Below are 23,027 nucleotides of genomic sequence, written 5' to 3'. Positions count from 1 at the left end.
TGCGGGCCTATATGGACTATGTCATAGATTGACGGCAGAGATCAATTTTTTCATGGCGGTCGGAATGCCCAGCGCAACCGCTTGCTCTGGACTGAGCCATTGCCCATTCAGCTCAATAGCGGCATGTTCTTTTTGCTCTGCAGGCAATTCAAAGACAGCAGCATCCAGCAGCCAGGTAAAGTGGGTAAAGCTATGTGAAATTTGCGTGCGCTGCTGGATTGGCTTTAAGCCTAGACTTTGCGATTGCTGCAATAATTCCTGCGGCTGATCAAAAATGGGCAGACACCAAAGCCCGCCCCAAAGTCCGCTGCTGGGGCGCTGGATCCACAGCCATTCATCTTCACAGCGGATCAGCATCACTTCGGCTTGTTTAATGGGCACGGCTTTTTTCGGCTTTTTAAAAGGCAGTTCTGTTTCGAGGCCTTGCTGATGCGCTTTGCACTGCTGCTGCATTGGACAATACAGGCACAGCGGTTTTTTAGGGGTACAGACGGTTGCGCCTAAGTCCATAATGGCTTGGGTATAATCATGATTGCGCTGTTCTGGGCAAAGCTGTTCAGCCAAGGCCCACATTTCACGTTCATGCTGCGGTTTGGACAGATCATTTTCAATGGCGAAGAAGCGCGCCAAGACACGTTTGACATTGCCATCCATAATGACGCCGTATTGGCGCAGTCCAAGCGACATCAGTGCGCCCGCGGTCGATGGCCCAATGCCTGGCAGTTCAATCCACTGCTCTAAATTTTCTGGAAAATGACCTTGCCGAGTGACGATGCCTGCAGCTTTATGCAGATTGCGCGCGCGGGCGTAGTAGCCTAAGCCCGCCCAATAAGGCGCGACATCATCCCATTGCGCTTGGCCTAAATCCTGGACCGTAGGAAAACGCTCCATGAAACGTTCAAAATATTGCAGTACCGTTTTGACTTGGGTCTGCTGCAGCATAATCTCAGAGACCCAGACTTTATAAGGATCATCTGCAACCTGCCACGGCAAATCATGGCGTCCGTGCACATCAAACCAAGCCAGCAGGGCATCTGAAAATACAAACATAAAATTGCACGGTAAATAGAAAAAACTGCGTCAGTATACATGGAAATATTTAAGCCGCTTCCAGCAAAAGCGGAATATTCAAAGATGCTGGCGCTGAAATAAAAAAGGATCCGAAGATCCTTTTTTGTGAAGCGCTTAGCCCGCGAAGCCCCAGCGTTCATCCAGCGCTAAGGTTTGATTTTCATAGCGTGGAATAATGTGAATGTGCACATGTTCGGTGGTTTCGCCAAAAACTTTGCCGTCATTAAAGCCGATATGAAAGCCTGTTGGATGATGGCGCAGCGTTAATTCATTGCGCGCCTGTTCCAGTAGCGACATTAAGCTTTTCCGTTCTTTGTCGGTAATATCGAAAAAGGAGCTGACGTGACGCAGAGGGATAATGACACTGTGACCTTTAGACAGGCTGTGAGGTTCCGGCAAGATCACACCAAACTCATTTTGAGCAATGACATCAAAGTCATCATAATTGCAGTATGGGCAGTTATTCTCAGTCATTTTTAAATCCTCCAAATCAGAATTTACTGCGTAAGAACGCAGGATGATTACTTTAATTTACGGTCCAGCAGTTCGTACATGGCTTCCAGACTGGCTTTTTCAGCGGCTGCGCTATAGCCTAAATCAACACCATTGGCTTTGGCGCGCTCATCTGCTAGCGGATTACTAAATCCATGCTTGGCATCTTCAAAAACAATCACTTCATGTTCTACTTTAGCGGCATGCATTTCGGCTTTAAATGCAGCAACATCATCTAAACTGACCATGCTGTCCAGTTCGCCGTGCAGAACAAGGATTTCAGCTTTAACAGCCCCTTCTTGCGCAGGCGCTTTAGGTGATAAATTGGCATGAAAAGTTGCCACAGCCTGCAGGTTTGCGCCTGAACGCGCTAAATCTAAAATGACTTTACCGCCATAACAGAAGCCGATGGCCGCCAGCTGATCTGCATTGACTTCTTCTTGCTGCGCGAGTGTGCTTAAAGCTGCTGATGCGCGATTCACAATCGTGTCAGGGTCTTCAAAAGTCTGCATCATCCATGCATAAGCTTCACTTGACGCCGTGGTTACTTTTTTATCGCCATACATATCTATGGCAAGAGCTGCATAGCCATGTTCCGCCAACTCACGTGCACGTTGCTCTGTGTATTCATTGCGGCCCCACCATTCTGGCGCAACAATGACACCAGGGACTGCAGCATCAGTTTCCGGCGCTGCAAAGTAGCCAATCAGCTTAGCGCCATCGGCTGCAGTATATTCAATTTCACGTGTTTTGATTTTCAGTGCCATGTCGCTGTCCCTATCTAAGTGGTCGTTTATGATTAAAGCATAATGAGATGATTTTAATCATGATCATGCATATAATCATTAAAAGTCAGAAGAAAAAACTGTGGAAAAAACTGTAAAAAATATGATGTTGAAAAATGGCAGTGCGTTAAGAGCATACAGTGCGGTCCTGCGCTGTATGCTGAAAATTTTGTAATGATTTATTTGGTGATTTCGAGCAATTCAACATCAAAAATCAATGTGCTGTTGGGTGCAATCACATCACCTGAACCGATTTGCGCATATGCTAAATTGGCTGGAATGAAAAAGCGGTATTTTGAACCTTCTTTCATGAGCTGCAGGCCTTCAGTCCAGCCTTGAATCACTTGGCTCAGCTGGAAGCTGGCAGGCTGATTGCGCGCAATTGAACTGTCGAAGACAGTGCCGTCCAGCAAGCGGCCTTCATAATCGACTTTGACCATTGAATTGGCTTTTGGCGTCTTGCCATTGCCTTGTTTTAAGACTTGATATTGCAAGCCTGATTTGGTTACTTTAATGCCGTCTTTTTTTGCATTTTCCGCTAAAAATGCAGCGCCGATTTTCGCATTGGCTTCGGCTTGCTGTTTCAGCTCAATCAGCTGCTTCGCTTCGGCCTGTTTTTTATATTGTGTTAGCACACGGCTCATTTCCTCATCGCTCAGCGCAGACGCCTTGCCTTGAGATGCCGTTTTTAAGCCTTCAATAAATGCATTGATATCCATATCTTTCATGGCATCTGCATTGCTGCGGCCCATCAAGTAGCCAAAGCTGTATCCGACTTGCTCAGATACGCTGCTTTTATTGTTCACGTCTTTGGCAAAGGTGCTGCTTGCGCATAAAGCAAGGCAGAGCATGGTCATTTGAATTTTCATAATGTTTCCAAAATAGAAAGAAAAGGAGAGCATATTGGCTCTCCTTGTCATTTTTGTTATTTCACTTTAATCAGTTCTACATCAAAAATTAAAGTGCTGTTTGGAGGAATTGTGCCAGGGACACCTTGCTCGCCATAACCCAAGTTTGACGGAATGTACAAAGTCGCTTTTCCGCCTTCTTTCATCAGCTGTAAACCTTCGGTCCAGCCTGGAATGACTTGGTTCAGCGGAAATTCAATCGGTTCGCCGCGGTCAATTGAGCTGTCAAACACTTTGCCGTCGGTTAGCTGGCCTTTGTAGTGGACTGTCACAATTGAGTCGGCAGCTGGCTGTTTGCCTGTACCTTCTTTGGTAATGAGATACTGTAAGCCAGAAGCTGTTGTTTTCACGCCAGGTTTCTTTGCATTTTCAGCAAGGAAAGAATCGTTGCTGCTTTTTGCCTGTTGGGTTTGATCAAGCTGTTTTTGCTGCATTTCCTGCTGGAATTGAGCATATGCTTTTTGCAGCTCTTCTTCAGTATATGCAGGTTTTGCGCGCGCATGACCTGCACGGACACCAGTCACAAAACTGTCAATGTTCAGTTCTGGCGGTGTTTGATGCGCAACTTCATAACCCAATGCATAGCTGATTTTTTCTACGGCAGACGCATTTGCAGATGGCTGCGTTGCAGTAGCAGCCTGCACTGCAGGTTTTTGAGTTGCATAGTAAACTGGAACAAGTGCAGCACCGCCTAGTAGAACAGCGACAGCAATGGGTAGGGCCTTACTCATAAATTTTCCCACAGTTATTTTATATGTAAAAAGTTGCCGAAATTTTAGCAGACTTTTCTCAGCGGCAGTTTGTTTATAGTCACTGCGGCTCAGAAATTTATCATAGTCATCTTAAGGTTATTATTCTATAAAACACTGAATATATAAAACATTTTTCATACAATAATCCAAAAAACACAGTTATTGAATTTATCCCTTAAAAAACAAAAAAGCCAGTGAGAACACTGGCATTTTTTGAAGGATTTCTCATTAATCCTGATCTTTAGCGGCCGTATAGCCATAAGAGTAGTTATAGCCATATCCATAGCCGCTTGCCGTGCTTTGAATATCATTCAGAATGACGCCATTTACTTTAACACCGACTTGTTCAAAACGGTTGAGTGTCAATTCCAGCTCTTTCATTTGTGTTTTCGCATAACGGGCAATGACAAGGTTTACGCCGGTAAATTGCGAAATAATAATGCCGTCTGTTACAGCCAGAACGGGCGGTGTGTCAATGATGATGTGATCAAACATGGGTGACAGCTGTTCCAGCAGCGCGGCAAATTTTGCTGAGCTGAGCAACTCTGACGGATTGGTTGGGTTTTTACCGCGGGTAATCACACTCAAGCCAGCAATTTCAGTTGGTTTGACAATGGCATCTAATTCTTGTAAACCATTGAGGTAATCTGCTAAACCAGGCTGATTGTCATTGTTGAAATATTTATGCAGATAGCCGCGGCGCATATCAGCGTCCACAATCAGTACGCGTTTATTGCTCTGCGCCAAGATAGCCGCCAAATTGGTCGAGATAAATGATTTACCCACTTCTGGCGCTGGGCCAGAAATCATAATCAGGTTGTTTTTGGCTGAGCTTAAGGCAAAATGAATTGCTGTACGCATGCTGCGCAGGCTTTCAATTGCAATATCTTCGCCATTTTTAATTGCAAGCACTGGAATATGCTTTTTCTTTTTCAGCAGTTTGATACGGCTTTCTTGAATGGGTGAGCGTGGAACTGTGGCATAAACTGGCAGGTCCAGTTCATTTTCAATTTGTGTCGAGTCTTTGATTCCTGAACGCATCATATTGCGCAGCAAGGCTAATAACGTCCCTAAGAAACCGCCGACAAAGATTGAAAGGATGAGTATGATTAATTTTTTCGGCGCAATTGGTTTAATTGGTTCAACAGCCGTATCGACAATACGCACGTTGCCGATTTCACCTGCTTTGGCGATACGCAATTGCTGATATGAATTCAGCAGGGCAGTATACAGCTGAGTCTTCACTTCAACTTCACGATACAGCTGCAAATAACGGCGCTGTAAATCTGGCAACTGTTTTAATGTGCCTTCTAAATCTGTAATTTTAGTATTCAATGCGTTCAGCTGCGCATTCATTTGCTGCATCACTGGGTGTTCACTGGTGTATTTGGCGCCAGCTTCAGCAACTTTCTGTTCCAGTTCCGCCTTTTGTGTTTCTAAAGTGACACTTTGAGTAAGGTAGAGTTCGGACTCTTTAGTGACATCAACCGTATTGTATTTAATACGGAATTTGTTGAATTCACGTTCTGCTACATCTAGTTGCGCTTTCAGCTCAGGCAGCTGCTCATCCAAGAATTTTAATGTTTGCGCACTTTCTGCAGACCGGCGTTCAATATTCTGCTGACTATAAGCAGCCAGTATCGAATTCAATACTTTAGTAATATGTTCTTTATCCTGACCTTGATAATTCAGGCCAAGCACACCAGTCATTTTGCCTTTTTCAGCTACTGAGTAATTGGATAAAATACTGTCTACTGCGGCTGGCAGAGACTGTTTCTCAATCTGATAAACATCTTTGAGCTGATCTTGGCTGAAAATAGACACTTGCCATAAGCCATCAGCTGTGCGCAGCTGATTGTTGACATTGATATTGCCTTTGAAAACTACTGCTTTTGTTTTTGGATTTGTTAAAGTGAGAGAGTTTTCTTCAAAACGCAGTTCTAAAGCTTTATCTTTATAAGCAGCAGGGATATCAAATTTGCGAACATCAAAAGATCTCTCATCATCTTTAAACAGTACAGATTTATGAAGATATTCTGTAGTGTAATCATGCGGTGCAAATAAGCGATCGATGAATGAATTTTCTGTGCCAGAAATTTTGAGATCTAAATTCAGATTTTGAATGACTGAGCCTAAAACCAAACGTGATTTTAAAATTTCAATTTCTGCTTGCGCTGGCTGCTTTTGATCAATCATATTGGACAAATCGCCCAATAGCGCAGCTGAGGCGCCTTTGCTTTCTTCTACTTGCACTAAAGCATCAACAGAATAGGTATCGGATGTTGTACGCAAATACAGCAAGGCGCAAACTAAACTTAAAATGACGCAAAGCGCTATGAGTTTCCATTGAGCAATTAAAGAAAAAAACAGCTCTTTTAAATCAATGGTATCTTCTGTATTCGTATTTTGGCTCATAATTGTCTTTTAAATTTAGTTAAATATGTTTTTGCCAGTCTGCAACCGACTGTTGAATTTGCTGACAAGTCTCATCAAATACAGATTGATCATGCCGATAGGGATCTGCCACATTTCTGCCTTGCCAGTGCCCGAGGCGGAAAGTTTTGCCTTTAGCAAAGGGCCAAGTCTGCTCAAGATATTTTTGCTGATTTTGGCTCATGACCAAAATCAAATCTGCCTGTTTAATCAGTTCACTGTTCAGTTTGCGCGCAACGTGTTCTGACATATCGATGCCTAGACGCTGCATGCATAACTGCGCCTTGTTATCAGCGCCATGGCCAATCAGTCCAGAAATGCCGGCAGAATGAATTTTTAAATGCGGATATTCCTGTTTTAAAAAATATTCGGCCATGGGGCTTCTACAAATATTGCCAATGCAGACGACTAAAATATTGTTAATCTGCATTATTGCCCCAAACGATCCATATTATAAATCATGTTAGAGAAAGGAATAACTTGGTTGACAATTCGTTGCCAGCGAGCCAAGCCTGAAGCATCAACGTAGATAATGTCATTGCTGCGCAGCTTAAATTGATTAGCAAGGCCAAAATCACCAATACTGGTTAAATTCAGATGATAAATTTCAGTCATTGGATTATTTGGACTGCTGCGTACTACATAAATTTTACCGCGGCTTGCAGAAACTGGATTTATGCCTAAACTTTCGCCTAACGCATCGCTCAGCGTCATGCCTTGGTCACGCATCGGCAAAGATTGATTTTTGCCAGACTCGCCCATCACATAAATTTTTTGATTTTCACGCGAGTTAACGTACAGCGTGTCATTCGGTTGCATGAGCAGGTTATGCAGCGAATAGCCTGCTTTTTCCAGTTCAATACTGTTCAGGTTATAGGTTTGGCCTTGGCGGACTAAAGTGATGGCGGTATTGTCACCATATTGAGTATTGATGCCGCCAGCCATGCCTAAAGCAGTATATAAACTGATGGGCTGGTCACTGAGCGCAAATTGACCGCCTTTCATGACATTTCCTTGCACAGAAAAACGTTGCCCCTGATAGGATAAGACACGTGCAACGACATCTGGCGTTTTTAAATAGCGTGAAAGATGGCTGCGCAGTTCCTGATTAACTTGATTTAAAGTTTTTCCGGCTGCTTTATAACGTCCGATCACTGGAAATTGAATATAGCCGTTTTGATCGATTTGATAACCGTTAGATTTAATCGCGCCTTCATTGCTTATTGTATTGGTAGGCGGAGTAATTTCAGGATAAGCCCATAAATAAATAGACAATATATCGCCTGAACTTAATCGGTAATTTTTATGTCCGGCTTGGAATAAATGTGCATAGCTTTGCTGATTGATTTGAGCTGGCTGAACCGCAGCTAAAGTTTCCTGAGTCAACTTTACAACATTGACTTGAGTGCCGAGGTCTGTCTGGAAAACGCCTTCGCTGGGCAGATCATAGGTTTGCAGGCCTGAAGTAATAGCACAGCCCGTGACTCCTAAAGACAGAGCAGCAATTAAACTATAACGGTAGAAGTTCACGCTAAATCAAATCCTATTTATAAAAATAATTCAGTCTTCATCAGACAGGCTAATATAGCCAAAATATATATTTAAAATGGTATAATTTTTTAACCATTACTGTTGCTTAATATAACATAAGATTTTATTGTTTCATAAGATTTTTGATTTTGTGTGAACGGCCGCTTTATTATTGTTTGAAATGCGTTTTAATATTCAAATAATTGAAAATTAAAATAATCAAAATGCTTTTTTTTAATATATTTTTGTAAATAAAAGCTGGCGATCTATGCTTGCCGGACGTATCTGCTACTTTCAGTCGGCATTTACAGCATCACTTGAAGAGTGATTTCTGCTATATTATAGGGCTATTTCAATCTAACGATGAATCACTCTGCATCGATGGCAAGGCGTCTATATGTTACAACTCTCTGAACTAAAAATAGCAATTATTGGACTTGGCTATGTGGGTTTGCCGTTAGCAGTTGAATTTGGTAAGAAAGTGCCGGTAGTCGGTTTTGATATTCATCAAAAACGCATTGATGAGCTTCGAAACGGTCAAGACCATACATTGGAAGTGTCTCCGGAAGAGTTAAAGCAGGCTGCTCAATTAAGCTACAGTGCAAATTTACAAGATTTAAGCAGCTGCAACTTTTTTATTGTGACTGTACCGACCCCAATTGATGAATATAAGCAGCCAGATTTAACACCTTTGATTAAAGCTTCAGAAAGCATAGGCAAGGTGTTAAAGAAAGGCGATATTGTTGTTTATGAATCAACAGTTTATCCGGGCGCCACAGAAGAAACCTGTATTCCGGTATTAGAAAAAGTATCAGGCCTAACATTCAATCAGGATTTTTATGCAGGCTATAGTCCTGAACGTATTAATCCAGGCGATAAACTGCACCGTGTCACCAATATATTAAAAATTACCTCAGGTTCAACGCTTGAAGTGGCTGATTATGTGGATCAGGTTTATAACTTGATTATTGAAGCGGGCACCCATAAAGCCGCCAGCATTAAAGTCGCAGAAGCGGCGAAGGTGATTGAAAACACCCAGCGTGATGTCAATATTGCATTAATTAATGAATTGGCGTTGATTTTCAATAAAATGGGCATTGATACCGAAGCTGTGCTGCAGGCTGCAGGTACCAAATGGAACTTTTTACCGTTCCGTCCAGGCTTGGTCGGTGGGCACTGTATTGGTGTCGATCCGTACTATTTGACCCATAAAGCGCAGGCGATTGGCTATCACCCAGAAATTATTCTGGCAGGGCGCCGCTTAAATGACAGCATGGGCGCTTATGTGGTGACTCAGCTGGTCAAAGCGATGCTGAAGAAACGCATTCAAGTGGAAGGCGCTAAAGTCTTAATTTTAGGCTTAAGCTTTAAAGAAAACTGCCCAGATATCCGCAATACCCGCATTATCGACATTGTAAATGAGTTGAAAGAATATCATGCCAATGTCGACGTTTATGATCCATGGGTCGATGCGGCAGAGGCAGAGCATGAATACGGCATCAGCCCTGTGCAGTCTGTGGAAGCGGACGCTTATGATGCAGTAATCTTAGCTGTTGCGCATGAACAGTTTAAAAAAATGGGTGCAGAGAAAATTCGTGCATTAGGTAAAAAAGCACACATTTTATATGATTTAAAATATGTGTTAGACCAAGCTGAATCTGACATTCGTTTATAATTTTAAGGAAACAGAAGAGAATGAGCCAATATCAAACTATATGTGAGCAATTAAATCAAAACCCAAAAATTTGGTTAGTCACAGGTGTTGCAGGCTTTATTGGCTCGAACCTTCTTGAAACTTTGCTGAAGCTGAATCAAAAAGTTGTGGGCTTAGACAATTTCGCGACAGGTCATCCACATAACCTCGATGAAGTGCAAAGCTTAGTGACCGCTGAGCAATGGGCGAAATTCAGCTTTATTGAAGGTGATATCCGCAAATTCGAAGATTGCCAAAAAGCCTGTGCAGGCGTGGATTATGTCTTGCATGAAGCAGCGCTGGGTTCTGTGCCGCGTTCAATTGCCGATCCGATCACCACCAATGAAACCAATATCAGCGGTTTCTTGAATATGCTGACCGCTGCGCGCGATGCGGGTGTTTCAAGCTTTACCTATGCAGCCAGCAGTTCGACTTATGGCGATCATCCTGCATTGCCAAAAGTGGAAGAAAACATTGGCAACCCATTGTCACCGTATGCAGTGACTAAATATGTCAATGAACTGTATGCGGATGTGTTTGCACGCAGCTACGGTTTTAAAGCCATTGGTCTGCGCTACTTCAATGTATTCGGCCAGCGCCAAGATCCAAACGGCGCCTATGCTGCAGTGATTCCAAAATGGACGGCATCGATGATTGCGGGAGAGGATGTCTTCATCAATGGTGATGGTGAAACCAGCCGTGATTTCTGCTTTATTGATAATACGGTGCAAGCCAATATTTTGGCGGCGACAGCTTCTGATGATGCCAAAAATCAGGTCTATAACGTGGCGGTGGGTGACCGTACCACACTGAACGACTTGTACCGTGCGATTCAAGTGGCCTTGGCTGAAAATGCGGTGAACTTTGAGCGTGATCCTGTCTATCGTGAATTTCGAGCGGGTGATGTGCGGCATTCGCAAGCCAGCATTGCCAAAATTGAGCAGTATTTGGGTTATGCGCCGCAGTTTAAAATTGCGGAAGGCATTCAATTGGCCATGCGATGGTACGTCAATAATTTAAAATGATCTTGAACTGATGATTGCGAAACTCTTCGCAAAATATCAGTCCATTGGACTGATTACATTGAGTTTATTGGCAGGTGCGATAATGACATTTATCGCACTTCCTGTTTTAACGCGTCTATATTCCGTGCAGGACTTTGGCGCGTATGGCATTGCCTTGGCGGTGGTCAGTGTGCTTTCAACAGTAGCCAATTTACGTTTGGATCAAGCGCTGTTGGTTGCCGAAGAACAGGATAAAAAAAGCCTGATTTTTGAGGGTGCTGTTTTCTCAACGGTAATTGCAGCCATCAGCGGCATTGTCATCAGCTTGATTTTAAATGTTGAAATGGCATTTGCTGTGGCAACGGGCGTACTTGCCAATACCTTGATTCAAAGCATTTATAACTATCAATTTGCTGCGCATAAAGAATATTTTTGCGCAGGCTTAAATATTTTTAGAAGTGCAATTGTGTTAGCGGTGCAGCTGAGTTTGCCGCTGTTTATGCAGATCAGTTTGCTGAATAGCTATAATCTCAGCTCGATCTTGATGATCGTGGCGATGTTGCTTTTCATATTGAAATATCAGCTTTACCAAGTCAGTTGGTGGGCGTTTAAAAACTACAAAGATTTTATCTATAGCAATACACCACATGCCTTGCTGAATAGTTTTTCGCATAACTTACCCTACTATGTGGTGTCGCATTTTGTTGGTGTGCAAGCGATGGGGTTCTATGCCATTGTCGAGCGTACCTTACGTGTTCCGATCAATCTGATTTCACAGACTTTACGTCAGTTTTTCATTCGTAAATTTAAAAATACTGAATCCAATCACGCCGCACTGAAAAGCAGTGTATTGCTGAGTTTGGTTTCACTGCCTCTTTTTGCAATTTTCTTTATCTTGCCTGAATCGCTCTATTTATGGGTTTTTGGCAGTGAATGGGTCGGTATTTCAACCTATTTCCAAATTTTGGCTTTGGGCTATTGGGCAGTTTTTTGTAATCCGCCAAGCTCAGCCTATTTAATTGCCAAGCGCAATAGCCAAATCTTATTCCGTTTGCAAATCGTAGAATTGCTCATTAAATTTGCATTATTCGCTGGGCTGTATTTGTGTTTGGATGATAAGGTTTTAATGCTGCTGGCTGTGCCGATTGCGCTGATTTTTTATAACTTTGCCATTTTATATGTGGTGTGGAGAAACAAAGGCTGATGTTTTTTAAACTTTTAAAACTGATGAATTGGTTGTCTGCACAATGCCGCAAGCAATTTTATAACGAGGCATTCGGCACGCAATTCCGCTATTTCGGCAAAGGCTGTACGGTGGATATTAGCGGTCAGGTCAAGATTGGTAAAAATGTTTATATTGGCGATCATGTCAGTTTAATTGTCGAGCAAGGCGCAGTACTGGAGATTGCCGACAACAGTTTTATTGGGGAAAACTGCTATATTAAATGTTTTGGTGGCAAGATCAGTATTGGGCATGATGTCAGTATCAATTCCAAGTCGTTTATCAATGGCTGCGGCGGTGTGAGCATTGGCGACAACACGCGTATTGGCACGCAAAGCATCCTGATTGCCAGCAATCATAAATTTGGCGAACCTGATTTATTGGTGAAAGATGCCATCACTAAACAAGGCGTGTGTCTGGGTGAAAATATTTGGCTTGGCGCGCGTGTCACGGTGCTCGATGGCGTGACGATTCCAAATGATTCAGTGATTGGCGCTTGCAGTCTGGTGTCGAAGCCTTTGGATGAATCCGGGGTGTATGTCGGCATTCCTGCTAAAAAAATCAAATCGCTGTAGCCTCCTTTTTATAGTGATTTTGGCATCCATATCGAAAAGTGTATTTTCAGCGTAAAATAGCTGACTTATTTTTCTCCTTTTAAGTTGACCCGCCTCATTCAGGTACTGCATATGGCTTTTATGGTTTCTGCTTTTCGACAGCTGTTCGATCTTGCTTATTTTATGGCAAAGGGCAGTGTGGCTTATGCGCGTAAAAAAGGGGTGAAAGTGGGTGAAAACTGCCGAATCTATATTAAAAGCTGGGGCTCAGAACCCTTTTTAGTCTCCATTGGTGATCATGTCACCGTGACCTCAGGGGTGAAGTTTATTACCCATGACGGCAGTACCTGTTTGGTGAAAGATACGCAAGGCAAACGCTATCAGCGCTTTGCCTCGATTCAAGTCGGCTCGCATGTGTTTATTGGGGTCAATACCATTGTCATGCCGGGCGTGAGCATTGGATCAAATGTGGTGATTGGCGCAGGTTCAGTGGTCACCAAAGACATTCCTGATAATAGTGTAGCTATTGGTGTACCTGCCAAAGTGGTGTCGAGTTTTGTCGATTATCAAGCCAAAATTCAAAGTACTTGTGTGAGTGATAGTGATCTTGCAGGCATCATGGATTATCGTGAGCGGGTTGAACGCGCCATGGCTATTCAAGCTTCTAAAACACCGCATTAATATTCTCCCATTTTAAAAACTAGGTCTGATTATGTTGAATAAAGTCATGTTCTTTTTGCCAAGCTTGGGCGGTGGCGGTGCAGAACGTACGGTCATTCAACTGGCGAATAGCTTTGCCGAGCAAGGCCTGAATATTCATTTGGGTGTATGCGATGTAACCGATGACAAAGCCAAACTCTTGCCTGAAGTCAGCCCGAAAATTCAATTGGTGAATTTTAATTGCGGTCGAGTGATGAATAGCATCAAACCGTTAAAAATGAAGCTGAAAGTTGAACAGTATGATTGCTTAGTGGCAACGCAAACTCATACCAATATTGTGGCGGGCATTGCCAAAAAGCTGGCAGGCGTCAATACACGTTTGATTTTTCGTGAAGTGTCCACGCCATCAAAAAATATGAAATTGCAGGGTTTTGCTAAGTTTGTGCTGAAAACCTTGGTGGATTGGACCTATCCGATGGCACAGCAAGTGATCTGTGTCTCCAAAGGTGTAGAAACAGATTTTCGTGAATATTATGCTTATAAAAAAAACAATTTGAGCACCATTTATAACCCTGTACTGGATGATGCCTATTTTGAAAAACTCAAAGCGCCTGTCATACATCGTTTTTTTAATAGCAACCCACTGAATCAAACTAATAAAGTGATTTTGGCGGTAGGTCGCCTGACTGAAGCAAAAAACTTTGGTTTTCTAATTCGTTCTTTTAAAGCTTTACATGATCAGCATGCGGATACGCGCCTGATTATTTTAGGGGAAGGGGAACTGCGTACTGAGTTCGAAGCTTTGGTATCGGGCTTAGGTTTAAAAGACGTGGTAGATTTACCTGGCTTTGACTCCAACCCCTATGCCTATTTTAAATATGCATCGCTGTTTGTTTTAAGCTCAAATTGGGAAGGTCTACCGGGTGTACTGATTCAGGCACTTGCTTCCAAAGTGAAAGTAGTGAGTACCAACTGTCCAAGTGGGCCGATGGAAATTTTAGAAACCTCCAAGTTTGGTTTATTAGTTGAATGCAATGATCAAGCAGGTTTGACGCAAGCCATGCAACAGGCAATTTTTTCTGATTATGTACAGTATTCAGTAGCTGATTTTGAAGCCCATATTCAGCAATTCCACAAAGCAACGGTTCTGAAGCAGTACTTGAACATGATGGAGTCTGCAGAATGAGCAAACCATTGATGGTGCATGTGATCACCAATTTTGCAGGCGTGGGCGGGGCTGAAATGATGCTGGCGCGTTTGATTCAATACACTGAACACCAATACGAACATGTGATCATTGCTTTAATGAAAACTTCTGAGGTGTATCAAAGCACGCTTGATCGCTGTCAGGCACATTATGCGCTGGGCTGGAATGGTATTAATACGCTGGGTACGGTGAGCAAGCTACGTTCATTGCTCAAAAAACTGCAGCCAGCAACGGCGCAATGCTGGATGTATCATGCCAATGCATTGACCAGTTTGAGCACCATTGGCTTAGCGAAAAAACCAAAGGTAGTATGGGGCATTCATCATTCGCTTGCTTCCCCGAAAGACGAATCCATCAGCACCAAAATTGCTTTGGGCTTAAGTAAAATTTTATCCAAACAGCCCAACAGCATTATTTATTGTGCGCATTCTTCATTAGAGCAGCATCAGGCCTTTGGTTTTAAAAATGGCAACAGCCAAGTGATTGCCAATGGGGTGTTTTTAGATAAATTCCAGCCCAATCCCCAATTGCATCAGCCGACGGTGATTGGCTTTGCTGGGCGTTATCATCCTGCAAAGGGCTATCCTTATTTGTTTGAAACTATGAGCTTATTAAGAGGTGAAAATATCATCTTTAAAATTGCAGGTAGTGGCGCGAGTTTAGATAACGTGGAAGTCAAAGCCTTATTTGAGGAGTATCAACTGGACAGCCAAAAAGTACAGTTGCTTGATCAAATCTCGGATATGCCCGCTTTTTATCAATCCATCGATGCATTCCTCATGACTTCGATTACCGAAGGTTTTCCGAATGTCTTGGTTGAAGCCATGGCATCAGGTCTGCCTTGCATCAGTACTGATGTCGGTGATGCGCAATATATTGTGCAGGACTTAGGATCAATTGTGCCGCCGCGTAATGCACAAGCTTTAGCCGATGCAATTTTGGCTTATGTGCAAAAATCAGAAGCAGAAAAACACGCCTTAAAACAGGCGACGCGTGAACGGGTTGAACAGAATTTCAGTATTGAAACCGTCAGCCGCCAATATATGCAGGTGTGGAGCCAACAGGCATGAAATTTTTAATGATCAGCAGTTTTTTGCCCTCCGTGCTGAATTTTCGCGGTAAATTATTGGAAGCCATTGCTGCCCAAGGCTATGAGATTCATATCATGGCGCCTGAGTTTGCAAGCTTTCCGGAAGAACAGCAAAAACTGCAAGCTTTGGGTTATCACCTGCATGAAATTCCAATGCAGCGCACGGGCACCAATCCGCTGGCGGATTTAAAACTCCTCAAAAATATCTATCGGCAGATTCGTCAAATTCAGCCGGATGCTGTGCTGTCCTATACCATTAAGCCTGTCATTTACGGCACGCTGGCGGCTTGGCTGGCGCGCGCGCCAAAGCGCTTTGCACTCATTACAGGTTTGGGCTATGCCTTTCAAAATATTGAATCGGGTCAGCGCAGCGTATTTCAAAAATTGGTGCATAGTCTGTATGCCCAAGCGCTGAAACATGCGCATAAAGTCTTTTTTCAAAATCCAGATGACCTCAAGCTGTTTCAAGACATGCAGCTGCTGACCGCCCACACATCTACAGTGGTGGTGAATGGTTCAGGGGTAAATGTACAGGATTTTGATGTGATGCCTTTGCCTAATAATGATGCGGGTGTGGTCAAAGCCTCTTTTCTGCTGATCGCACGATTGCTCGGTGACAAAGGCGTACGTGAATATGCTGAAGCGGCACGCATCATCAAAGCAAGACACCCAGAAGCGGAGTTTCATTTGGTGGGCTGGATTGATGATAATCCCTCAGCCATTGCCCAAGCAGAACTGGATCAGTGGATTGCAGAAGGCGCAATTCATTACTGGGGTAAGCTCAGTGATGTACGTCCTGCGATTGCCGCCAGCTCGGTGTATGTCTTGCCATCCTATCGTGAGGGCACGCCGCGGACAGTGCTGGAAGCCATGGCGATGGGCCGCGCAGTGATTACCACCGATGCGCCAGGCTGCCGTGAAACCGTGGCCAATGGCGTGAATGGCTATTTGGTGGCAGTGAAATCAGTCGATGAGCTGGTGCAGTGCATACAGTATTTTATTCAAGATCCGAAATTGATTGAATATATGGGGCAGCGTTCGCGGGAAATTGCGCTGAATAAATATGATGTGCATCAAGTGAATAAGCACATGATGGCTGAAATGGATATCCATTAAAGGCGATTCACTTAATTTAAGAGGCGATCTAGATGACCTTAAAATATATAAAAAGTGATTTATACCGCTATACGGGAAATCTCAGTTATAAATCATTTTTAAAAACCTATTTTTTTAACCGCGGCTTTAATTTTTCCTTTTGGCTGCGTTTGGCCAGCGCTCAGAGCATTTGGGCGAAACTGGCTTATCCCATTTATTATTATAAAAAAAAGCAGTACGGCATTGATATTCATACCAGCACCGAAATCGGCTATGGTTTGTTTATTGGGCATGGCGGGCCTTTGGTGGTCAATCCCACCACGGTGATTGGCAACAATGTGAACTTATCGCAATTTACCACCATTGGCGCCAATGGTGGGCGAAAAGCCGCGGAAATTGGCGACAATGTTTATATAGGGCCCAATGTCTGCATCATTGAACAGGTCAAAATTGGTAGCAATGCCACCATTGGCGCGGGCAGCGTAGTAACCAAGGATATTCCTGAAAATGCCACGGCAGCAGGCAATTATGCCAAAGTGCTGAGCATGAATAATCCAGGCAGTTCGGTCAACAGACGCTGGACAGATATTTAAGTTATGATATAAGCCAGCACCTCTGCGTTAAAATGTTCAGCCAGCGGGCAGAGCTTTTAAAGTAGAGCGCGGCGGTTCGCATCATCACTTTAAACCGTGGATGATGTAGTGAATAAATGATGCTTTGAGCGGACCAATTCTGCAAAAAGCGCGGCAAAAGAAATGAGAGAATCAATGTTAAAGCGCGTATTGGATATTGTGATTGCTTCATCTGCGCTAGTGCTGCTGTCTCCTGTCTATGCTTTGGTGGCCTATAAGGTCCGCAAGAATCTAGGTTCGCCAGTTTTATTCCGTCAGGTGCGCCCAGGTTTAGATGGCAAACCCTTTGAAATGATTAAATTCCGCAGCATGAAAGATGCAGTGGATGCGGCAGGCAATCCGCTGCCGGACAGTGAGCGCTTGACACCCTTTGGACAAATGCTGCGTTCAAGTAGTTTGGATGAAATGCCGGAACTGTGGAATGTTATTAAGGGTGAAATGAGCATTGTGGGCCCGCGTCCGCTGCTGATGGAATATTTGCCTTTATACAATGCTGAGCAAGCCAAGCGCCATAATGTGCGCCCAGGGATTACCGGCTATGCGCAGGTGAATGGCCGCAATGCCATTTCTTGGGAAAAAAAGTTTGAGCTGGACACATGGTATGTCGAAAACCGCTCACTGTGGCTGGACTTTAAGATTATGCTGAAAACAGTGCAAAAAGTGCTGTCCAAAGATGACATCAGTGCCGAAGGTGAAGCCACCATGAGCAAATTTAGAGGCACGCCGGAGCATAAAGATGACTAAGCTGTATGCCATCTATGGCGCTTCGGGCTGCGGGCGCAGTTTAATGCCTGTGGCTCGCCAGCAATTAGCACGTGAACAGAATACTTCAGAAATTGTCTTTATTGATGATGCGCTGGATTCGATTGCCGCAGTGAATGGTCACCGCGCCATGAACTATCAAGCGTTTTTAAATGAGCCTGCATCTGAAAAATACGCACAGATTGCGATTGCCAACAGCCGTGTCCGTGAAAAAATCGCGCTGCGTCTAGAGGCGGACGGCATTTCGCTCTGGTCCATTTATGCAGACAATATTGTATTGATGGATCAGGCGGATATTGCCATTGGCGCAGCATTAAGCCCTTTTGTCAGCATCACCTCAAATATTAAAATCGGCAAGTGTTTTCACGCCAATTTATACAGCTATGTTGAGCATGACTGCGTGATTGGGGATTTCGTGACTTTCGCGCCCGGCGTAAAATGCAACGGCAATATTCATATTGAAGATCATGCTTATATTGGCGCAGGCGCTGTGATTAAGCAGGGCATACCTGATCAGCCCTTGGTCATCGGCCGCGGCGCTGTGGTCGGCATGGGCGCGGTCGTGACCAAAAGCGTGCCTGCGGGTGCAACGGTGGCGGGTAATCCTGCGCGGATTATGCCTGCCAAACAGAAATAACTCTTAGGAAAATTCCATGTTAAACACTGCATTTGAGCCGTGGCCAAGTTTTACCCAAGCGGAAGCTGACGCGGTTTCAAAGGTTCTATTGTCGAATAAAGTCAATTATTGGACAGGTCAGGAATGCCGTGAATTTGAAAAGGAGTTTGCGCACTTTGCAGGAACAGCGCATGCCGTTGCGGTTGCCAATGGCACAGTTGCGCTGGATTTGGCTTTAAAAGCTTTAGGCATTGGCGCGGGGGATGATGTGATTGTCACCTCACGCACTTTTTTGGCTTCGGCCAGTTCAATTGTCACTGCAGGCGCCAATCCTATTTTTGCAGATGTAGAACTGGATTCACAGAATATCTCACGCCGTACCATTGAAGCGGTGATTACGCCCAAGACCAAAGCTATTATTTGTGTGCATTTGGCCGGCTGGATGTGCGATATGGACCCGATCATGCAGCTGGCGCAAGAACGCGGCATCTATGTGATTGAAGACTGCGCGCAGGCGCATGGCGCGATGTACAAAGGCAAATCTGCGGGTTCTATTGGCCACATTGGCGCATGGTCATTTTGCCAAGATAAAATTATGACCACAGGCGGCGAAGGCGGCATGGTTACCACCAATGATGAAATGCTATGGAAAAAAATGTGGTCGTATAAAGACCACGGCAAAAACTATGACAGCGTCTATAACACGCAGCACCCGCCGGGGTTCCGCTGGCTGCATGATTCATTTGGCACCAACTGGCGCATGATGGAAATGCAAGCCGTCATTGGCCGCTTGCAGCTCAAACAAATGCCAGCATGGACAGCACAGCGCAATGCCAATATGGCCTGCATTCAGGCAGTCTTTGAACAGAGTCCTTATTTTACAGTGGCAAAACAGTCAGCAGATTATGTGCATGCGGCCTATAAATGCTATGTGCAAGTCAATGTGGATGCTTTGCCAGAAGGCTGGTCGCGTGACCGTATTATGGCGGAAATCAATGCCTTGGGCGCGCCGTGTTTTAGCGGCTCATGTTCAGAAGTGTATTTGGAAAAAGCCTTTGACGGCACGCCTTGGCGTCCGGCACGGCCTTTGCCGCAGGCCAAGCAGCTGGGTGAGTCGAGTCTAATGTTCTTGGTGCATCCAACCCTGTCCGAGCAGAGCATACAGAAAATGGTCAATGCCATTCAGCAGGTGATCGGCAGTATTTGATCCCGAAAAGGCGTATAATTTACGCCTTTATTTATTTTACCTAATCTCCATTTGAGCTATTTGTGAAAAACATCATTCGAGCGATTGCATCATTGCCGCGCCGTCAAAAACAGATTGTTTTGGTGGTGATGGATATTTGTGTTTTACCCCTAATGATGTGGCTGGTTTATGCCATCCGTTTAGCCAAGCCAGATGTGGCCGTTATGCCTGGGCTGGATTTTTGGTATGCCTATGTCGGCATTTTTGGCGTGGCCATTTTTGCTTTGCTGGGCATTTACAGCGCGATTGTGCGTTCGTTTAATGAAGATTATCTGCTGCGGATATCAATTGCGACCTTTATTCAAATTGTCGCTTTATATGCGCTGAAAAAGCTGGATGCAGCGTTTATTCCCATGAGCATTCCGCTGATGTACGGTTTTGTGCTGTTTTCATGGATGTGGTGGAGCCGCGCGGTCATCCGCTATGCCACGCTTAGAACTTTTGTGAAAAAGCAGAACCGCAAACGGGTTGCGATTTATGGCGCAGGGCTGGCTGGACAGCAAATTGCAGAAGCGCTGAAACGCTCAGATGACTATCTGCCGGTGTGTTTTATTGATGATAAAGCCTCGCTGCAGGGACAGTCCTTAAGCGGCTTGAAAATTTTTGCGCCGAAGAGCGCGCTTAAAAAACTGGGTAAATTTGGCATTGAAGAAATTTTACTGGCCATGCCTTCTGTCGGACGCGCCCGTAAAAAAGACATCATTGAAGTTTTTGAATCTGCGGATGTGAAAATCATGGAGTTGCCGGGGGTAACTCAATTGGTTGATGGGCAAGTGCAGGTGTCAGATATCCGAGAAGTGGATATTATTGATCTTTTAGGCCGCGATCCAGTGCCCCCCAAATCTGAGCTGCTGGAAAAAAACATTAAAAACAAAGTGGTGATGGTAACAGGAGCAGGAGGTTCGATTGGTTCTGAGCTGTGCCGGCAGATTGTCAAACATCAGCCTAAAATGCTGGTGCTGTTTGAAATGTCCGAATTTGCACTGTATTCCATTGACCGTGAAATGCAGGGCAAAGGTGTGGAAATTGTGCCGATTTTAGGCTCTGTGACCAATCAGCCTAAGCTGGAACGCATTTTGCAACAATATGGCGTGCAAACGGTTTACCATGCGGCAGCCTATAAGCATGTGCCGCTGGTGGAGGCTAACCCTTTTGAAGGCATTTATAATACTTCAATAGGCACAGCGCGCAGTGTCGATGCTGCGGTAAAGCAGGGTGTTGAAACCTTTGTTTTGATTTCTACAGATAAAGCAGTCCGTCCGACCAATGTGATGGGGGCGTCTAAACGCATGGCGGAATTGTATTGTCAGGCCTTAGCCGCAGAGCAGCAAAAAACACAAATCAGCATCGTTCGCTTTGGCAATGTACTGGGATCGTCAGGTTCTGTCGTTCCTTTGTTTAAAAGACAGATTGCGCAGGGCGGACCTGTTACCGTAACGCACCCAGAAGTAACCCGTTATTTTATGACGATTCCTGAGGCAGCACAGCTGGTGATTCAGGCAGGTGCTATGGGAACTGGCGGTGATGTATTTTTATTGGATATGGGTGAGTCGGTTAAAATTGCAGATTTGGCGAAACAAATGATCCGATTAAGCGGGTTTAAACCGATTGATGATAAAGGCATTGGTGATATTGCGATTCAATTTACGGGTTTGCGTCCTGGTGAAAAATTATATGAAGAGTTATTAATTGATTCTGAAAATGTAGAAAAAACTGGACATGAAAGGATTTTAAAATCTTTTGAGAAGTTTTATGGAATAAATGAAATGCGTAATATTTATCAAAATTTTGAGATTGAATGTATGAGTGAGAGTTCTGAAAATATTTGGAATATTCTTGAAAAACATGTGGATGGGTATGTTTGTAAGAAAAATAAATCGTGATTTTTATATTAAATTGTTTATTTATATAAATGGATATAGATTTTTTAAGTTTTAATAAAAAAAATATGTATAATCTTGTCCGTTAAATTCTAAACTTAATAATCATTTTGAATGATTATAAGTATTTTACTAATTTTCAGTATAAAACATTATATAAATAGTTGCACATGGATTAGTTGGAAAATGTGTGTCTATTTTGAAATAAGAGCGGTGACAATAGATGTCTAAAATAACAGTTGTAGGTACTGGCTATGTTGGCCTTTCGAATGCGATGCTTTTTGCAGTACAGCATCATGTAACAGCATTAGATATAGATGAAAACCGCGTTAGATTATTGGAAAAACTAGAATCACCTATACAAGATGAAATAATCGAGCAATATCTTTTAAAGAAAGAAATTAATTTTAATGTTACATTGGATACGAATAAGGCATATTTAGGTGCTGAATATATTATTATTGCTACTCCAACGAATTACGATGAAAAAACCAATTATTTTGATACAAGTTCAATTGAGCAAGTTTTAAAAGATCTCAATCAGATTCATAGTCAGGCAATTATTGTAATTAAATCGACTATTCCTGTGGGTTTTACTGCAAAAATGCAGAACTTATTTTCAAATTTAACAATTGTATTTTCTCCAGAGTTTCTGCGTGAAGGTAAGGCTTTATTTGATAATTTGTATCCATCACGCATTGTCGTTGGTGATAAATCGGATGTTGGTGCTAAAATAGGTCAATTATTTCAGTCAGCATGTTTGAAAAAAGATGTTGAAGTTCTGCTCATGGATGCAACAGAAGCAGAAGCAGTTAAATTATTTTCGAATACGTATTTGGCTATGCGTGTAGCTTACTTTAATGAATTAGATAGTTATTGTGCACTTCGTGGTTTAAATGCCAAAGATATTATTCAGGCAGTTGGTTTAGATCCGCGCATTGGGGCACATTATAATAATCCATCTTTTGGTTATGGCGGTTATTGCTTACCGAAAGATACCAAACAGTTGCTGGCAAATTATCAAGATGTACCACAAAGTTTAATCTCGGCTATTATCCAGTCAAATACGACACGTAAAGACTTTATTGCTGAGCAAATTATAATTAAGCAGCCAAAAACAGTTGGTATTTATCGTTTAGTAATGAAAGCAGGAAGTGATAATTTTAGACAATCTGCTATTCAGGGTGTAATGAAGCGATTAAAAGCAAAAGGTATTCAAGTTATCGTTTATGAGCCCAATTTAAAAGAAACAACATTTTTTTATTCTCAAGTCATTAATGACTTAAATGAGTTTAAACAGCAAGCAGATATCATTATCACAAACCGTATGGTTGGCGATTTAGATGATGTGATTGAAAAAATCTATACTCGCGATTTGTTTGGTGCAGACTGATT

At 43.3% G+C, this 23,027-nt stretch carries 22 protein-coding genes; 14 read left to right on the top strand and 8 right to left on the bottom strand.

Annotated elements, in window-relative coordinates; genetic code table 11:
* Positions 1–21: 21 nt before the first annotated feature.
* The 8 genes from mutY to B9T34_RS15070 form a co-directional block, all read right to left on the bottom strand.
* Positions 22–1,050 carry an A/G-specific adenine glycosylase gene (gene mutY, locus B9T34_RS15105; RefSeq protein ID WP_086213954.1) on the bottom strand — a complete coding sequence of 343 codons (1,029 nt, stop codon included), beginning with the start codon at positions 1,048–1,050 and terminating at the stop codon, positions 22–24.
* Positions 1,051–1,185: 135 nt separating this feature from the next.
* Entirely contained in the window at positions 1,186–1,545 is a 360-nt protein-coding gene (locus tag B9T34_RS15100; RefSeq protein ID WP_086213953.1) for an HIT family protein, read from the bottom strand.
* Positions 1,546–1,592: 47 nt separating this feature from the next.
* Positions 1,593–2,330, bottom strand: a complete 738-nt coding sequence (locus tag B9T34_RS15095; RefSeq protein ID WP_086213952.1) for a dienelactone hydrolase family protein — start codon at positions 2,328–2,330, stop codon at positions 1,593–1,595.
* A 197-nt stretch (positions 2,331–2,527) separates the two neighbouring features.
* The gene (locus B9T34_RS15090) at positions 2,528–3,217 is read right to left on the bottom strand and encodes an FKBP-type peptidyl-prolyl cis-trans isomerase (RefSeq protein WP_086213996.1); all 690 of its coding nucleotides are present in this window, start codon (positions 3,215–3,217) and stop codon (positions 2,528–2,530) included.
* A gap of 56 nt (positions 3,218–3,273) precedes the next feature.
* Positions 3,274–3,987 carry an FKBP-type peptidyl-prolyl cis-trans isomerase gene (locus B9T34_RS15085; RefSeq protein ID WP_086213951.1) on the bottom strand — a complete coding sequence of 238 codons (714 nt, stop codon included), beginning with the start codon at positions 3,985–3,987 and terminating at the stop codon, positions 3,274–3,276.
* Positions 3,988–4,236: 249 nt separating this feature from the next.
* Positions 4,237–6,423, bottom strand: a complete 2,187-nt coding sequence (locus B9T34_RS15080; protein WP_086213950.1) for a polysaccharide biosynthesis tyrosine autokinase — start codon at positions 6,421–6,423, stop codon at positions 4,237–4,239.
* A 19-nt stretch (positions 6,424–6,442) separates the two neighbouring features.
* Positions 6,443–6,871 (bottom strand): low molecular weight protein-tyrosine-phosphatase, encoded by a 429-nt coding sequence (locus tag B9T34_RS15075; RefSeq protein ID WP_086213949.1) that lies wholly within the window; start codon positions 6,869–6,871, stop codon positions 6,443–6,445.
* Positions 6,871–7,971, bottom strand: a complete 1,101-nt coding sequence (locus B9T34_RS15070; RefSeq protein WP_086213948.1) for a polysaccharide biosynthesis/export family protein — start codon at positions 7,969–7,971, stop codon at positions 6,871–6,873. Before B9T34_RS15070 ends, B9T34_RS15075 begins: the two co-directional genes overlap by 1 nt.
* A 397-nt stretch (positions 7,972–8,368) precedes the next feature.
* On the opposite strand from B9T34_RS15070, the gene tviB reads away from it, so the two are divergent.
* From tviB to B9T34_RS15000, 14 genes are all read left to right on the top strand, one after another.
* Positions 8,369–9,646, top strand: coding sequence for a Vi polysaccharide biosynthesis UDP-N-acetylglucosamine C-6 dehydrogenase TviB (gene tviB / locus B9T34_RS15065; protein ID WP_086213947.1), 1,278 nt, complete (start codon positions 8,369–8,371; stop codon positions 9,644–9,646).
* Between the two features lie 20 nt (positions 9,647–9,666).
* Positions 9,667–10,689: an NAD-dependent epimerase/dehydratase family protein gene (locus tag B9T34_RS15060; RefSeq protein WP_086213946.1), complete on the top strand. Its 1,023-nt coding sequence runs from the start codon at positions 9,667–9,669 to the stop codon at positions 10,687–10,689.
* An 82-nt stretch (positions 10,690–10,771) separates the two neighbouring features.
* Positions 10,772–11,872: a lipopolysaccharide biosynthesis protein gene (locus tag B9T34_RS15055; protein ID WP_228147467.1), complete on the top strand. Its 1,101-nt coding sequence runs from the start codon at positions 10,772–10,774 to the stop codon at positions 11,870–11,872.
* Complete coding sequence (locus tag B9T34_RS15050) at positions 11,872–12,465, top strand: acyltransferase (RefSeq protein WP_086213944.1); 594 nt, start codon at positions 11,872–11,874, stop codon at positions 12,463–12,465. The genes B9T34_RS15055 and B9T34_RS15050 overlap by 1 nt, the downstream gene beginning before the upstream one ends.
* A gap of 111 nt (positions 12,466–12,576) precedes the next feature.
* Complete coding sequence (locus B9T34_RS15045) at positions 12,577–13,125, top strand: acyltransferase (RefSeq protein ID WP_086213943.1); 549 nt, start codon at positions 12,577–12,579, stop codon at positions 13,123–13,125.
* Between the two features lie 31 nt (positions 13,126–13,156).
* Entirely contained in the window at positions 13,157–14,290 is a 1,134-nt protein-coding gene (locus tag B9T34_RS15040) for a glycosyltransferase (protein WP_086213942.1), read from the top strand.
* Entirely contained in the window at positions 14,287–15,381 is a 1,095-nt protein-coding gene (locus tag B9T34_RS15035; protein WP_086213941.1) for a glycosyltransferase, read from the top strand. The genes B9T34_RS15040 and B9T34_RS15035 overlap by 4 nt, the downstream gene beginning before the upstream one ends.
* Complete coding sequence (locus tag B9T34_RS15030; RefSeq protein ID WP_086213940.1) at positions 15,378–16,517, top strand: glycosyltransferase family 4 protein; 1,140 nt, start codon at positions 15,378–15,380, stop codon at positions 16,515–16,517. Before B9T34_RS15035 ends, B9T34_RS15030 begins: the two co-directional genes overlap by 4 nt.
* 32 nt (positions 16,518–16,549) lie before the next feature.
* A complete protein-coding gene (locus B9T34_RS15025; protein ID WP_086213939.1) occupies positions 16,550–17,089 on the top strand; it encodes a serine O-acetyltransferase in 540 nt (179 codons plus the stop codon).
* 174 nt (positions 17,090–17,263) lie between these two features.
* Positions 17,264–17,872, top strand: a complete 609-nt coding sequence (locus B9T34_RS15020) for a sugar transferase (RefSeq protein ID WP_086213938.1) — start codon at positions 17,264–17,266, stop codon at positions 17,870–17,872.
* On the top strand, positions 17,865–18,527 hold the full coding sequence (locus B9T34_RS15015; RefSeq protein ID WP_086213937.1) for a NeuD/PglB/VioB family sugar acetyltransferase: 663 nt from the start codon (positions 17,865–17,867) through the stop codon (positions 18,525–18,527). Before B9T34_RS15020 ends, B9T34_RS15015 begins: the two co-directional genes overlap by 8 nt.
* 16 nt (positions 18,528–18,543) lie before the next feature.
* Entirely contained in the window at positions 18,544–19,713 is a 1,170-nt protein-coding gene (locus B9T34_RS15010; RefSeq protein ID WP_086213936.1) for a DegT/DnrJ/EryC1/StrS family aminotransferase, read from the top strand.
* Positions 19,714–19,775: 62 nt separating this feature from the next.
* Positions 19,776–21,635, top strand: coding sequence for a polysaccharide biosynthesis protein (locus B9T34_RS15005; protein WP_086213935.1), 1,860 nt, complete (start codon positions 19,776–19,778; stop codon positions 21,633–21,635).
* A gap of 220 nt (positions 21,636–21,855) precedes the next feature.
* On the top strand, positions 21,856–23,025 hold the full coding sequence (locus B9T34_RS15000; RefSeq protein ID WP_086213934.1) for a nucleotide sugar dehydrogenase: 1,170 nt from the start codon (positions 21,856–21,858) through the stop codon (positions 23,023–23,025).
* Positions 23,026–23,027 lie beyond the last annotated feature (2 nt).

The sequence above is a fragment of the Acinetobacter sp. ANC 3813 genome (assembly GCF_002135435.1).
Classification (GTDB): domain Bacteria; phylum Pseudomonadota; class Gammaproteobacteria; order Pseudomonadales; family Moraxellaceae; genus Acinetobacter.
The sequence above is the reverse complement of the archived record's forward strand: the minus strand, read 5'-3'. Positions and strand labels throughout refer to the sequence as shown.

Excerpts from the sequence above, each read along its gene's own strand:
- mutY (WP_086213954.1), bottom strand. The coding sequence starts at position 1,050 with ATGTTTGTATTTTCAGATGCCCTGCTGGCTTGGTTTGATGTGCACGGA.
- B9T34_RS15100 (WP_086213953.1), bottom strand. The coding sequence starts at position 1,545 with ATGACTGAGAATAACTGCCCATACTGCAATTATGATGACTTTGATGTC.
- B9T34_RS15095 (WP_086213952.1), bottom strand. The coding sequence starts at position 2,330 with ATGGCACTGAAAATCAAAACACGTGAAATTGAATATACTGCAGCCGAT.
- B9T34_RS15090 (WP_086213996.1), bottom strand. The coding sequence starts at position 3,217 with ATGAAAATTCAAATGACCATGCTCTGCCTTGCTTTATGCGCAAGCAGC.
- B9T34_RS15085 (WP_086213951.1), bottom strand. The coding sequence starts at position 3,987 with ATGAGTAAGGCCCTACCCATTGCTGTCGCTGTTCTACTAGGCGGTGCT.
- B9T34_RS15080 (WP_086213950.1), bottom strand. The coding sequence starts at position 6,423 with ATGAGCCAAAATACGAATACAGAAGATACCATTGATTTAAAAGAGCTG.
- B9T34_RS15075 (WP_086213949.1), bottom strand. The coding sequence starts at position 6,871 with ATGCAGATTAACAATATTTTAGTCGTCTGCATTGGCAATATTTGTAGA.
- tviB (WP_086213947.1), top strand. The coding sequence starts at position 8,369 with ATGTTACAACTCTCTGAACTAAAAATAGCAATTATTGGACTTGGCTAT.
- B9T34_RS15060 (WP_086213946.1), top strand. The coding sequence starts at position 9,667 with ATGAGCCAATATCAAACTATATGTGAGCAATTAAATCAAAACCCAAAA.
- B9T34_RS15055 (WP_228147467.1), top strand. The coding sequence starts at position 10,772 with ATGACATTTATCGCACTTCCTGTTTTAACGCGTCTATATTCCGTGCAG.
- B9T34_RS15050 (WP_086213944.1), top strand. The coding sequence starts at position 11,872 with ATGTTTTTTAAACTTTTAAAACTGATGAATTGGTTGTCTGCACAATGC.
- B9T34_RS15045 (WP_086213943.1), top strand. The coding sequence starts at position 12,577 with ATGGCTTTTATGGTTTCTGCTTTTCGACAGCTGTTCGATCTTGCTTAT.
- B9T34_RS15040 (WP_086213942.1), top strand. The coding sequence starts at position 13,157 with ATGTTGAATAAAGTCATGTTCTTTTTGCCAAGCTTGGGCGGTGGCGGT.
- B9T34_RS15035 (WP_086213941.1), top strand. The coding sequence starts at position 14,287 with ATGAGCAAACCATTGATGGTGCATGTGATCACCAATTTTGCAGGCGTG.
- B9T34_RS15030 (WP_086213940.1), top strand. The coding sequence starts at position 15,378 with ATGAAATTTTTAATGATCAGCAGTTTTTTGCCCTCCGTGCTGAATTTT.
- B9T34_RS15025 (WP_086213939.1), top strand. The coding sequence starts at position 16,550 with ATGACCTTAAAATATATAAAAAGTGATTTATACCGCTATACGGGAAAT.
- B9T34_RS15020 (WP_086213938.1), top strand. The coding sequence starts at position 17,264 with ATGTTAAAGCGCGTATTGGATATTGTGATTGCTTCATCTGCGCTAGTG.
- B9T34_RS15015 (WP_086213937.1), top strand. The coding sequence starts at position 17,865 with ATGACTAAGCTGTATGCCATCTATGGCGCTTCGGGCTGCGGGCGCAGT.
- B9T34_RS15010 (WP_086213936.1), top strand. The coding sequence starts at position 18,544 with ATGTTAAACACTGCATTTGAGCCGTGGCCAAGTTTTACCCAAGCGGAA.
- B9T34_RS15000 (WP_086213934.1), top strand. The coding sequence starts at position 21,856 with ATGTCTAAAATAACAGTTGTAGGTACTGGCTATGTTGGCCTTTCGAAT.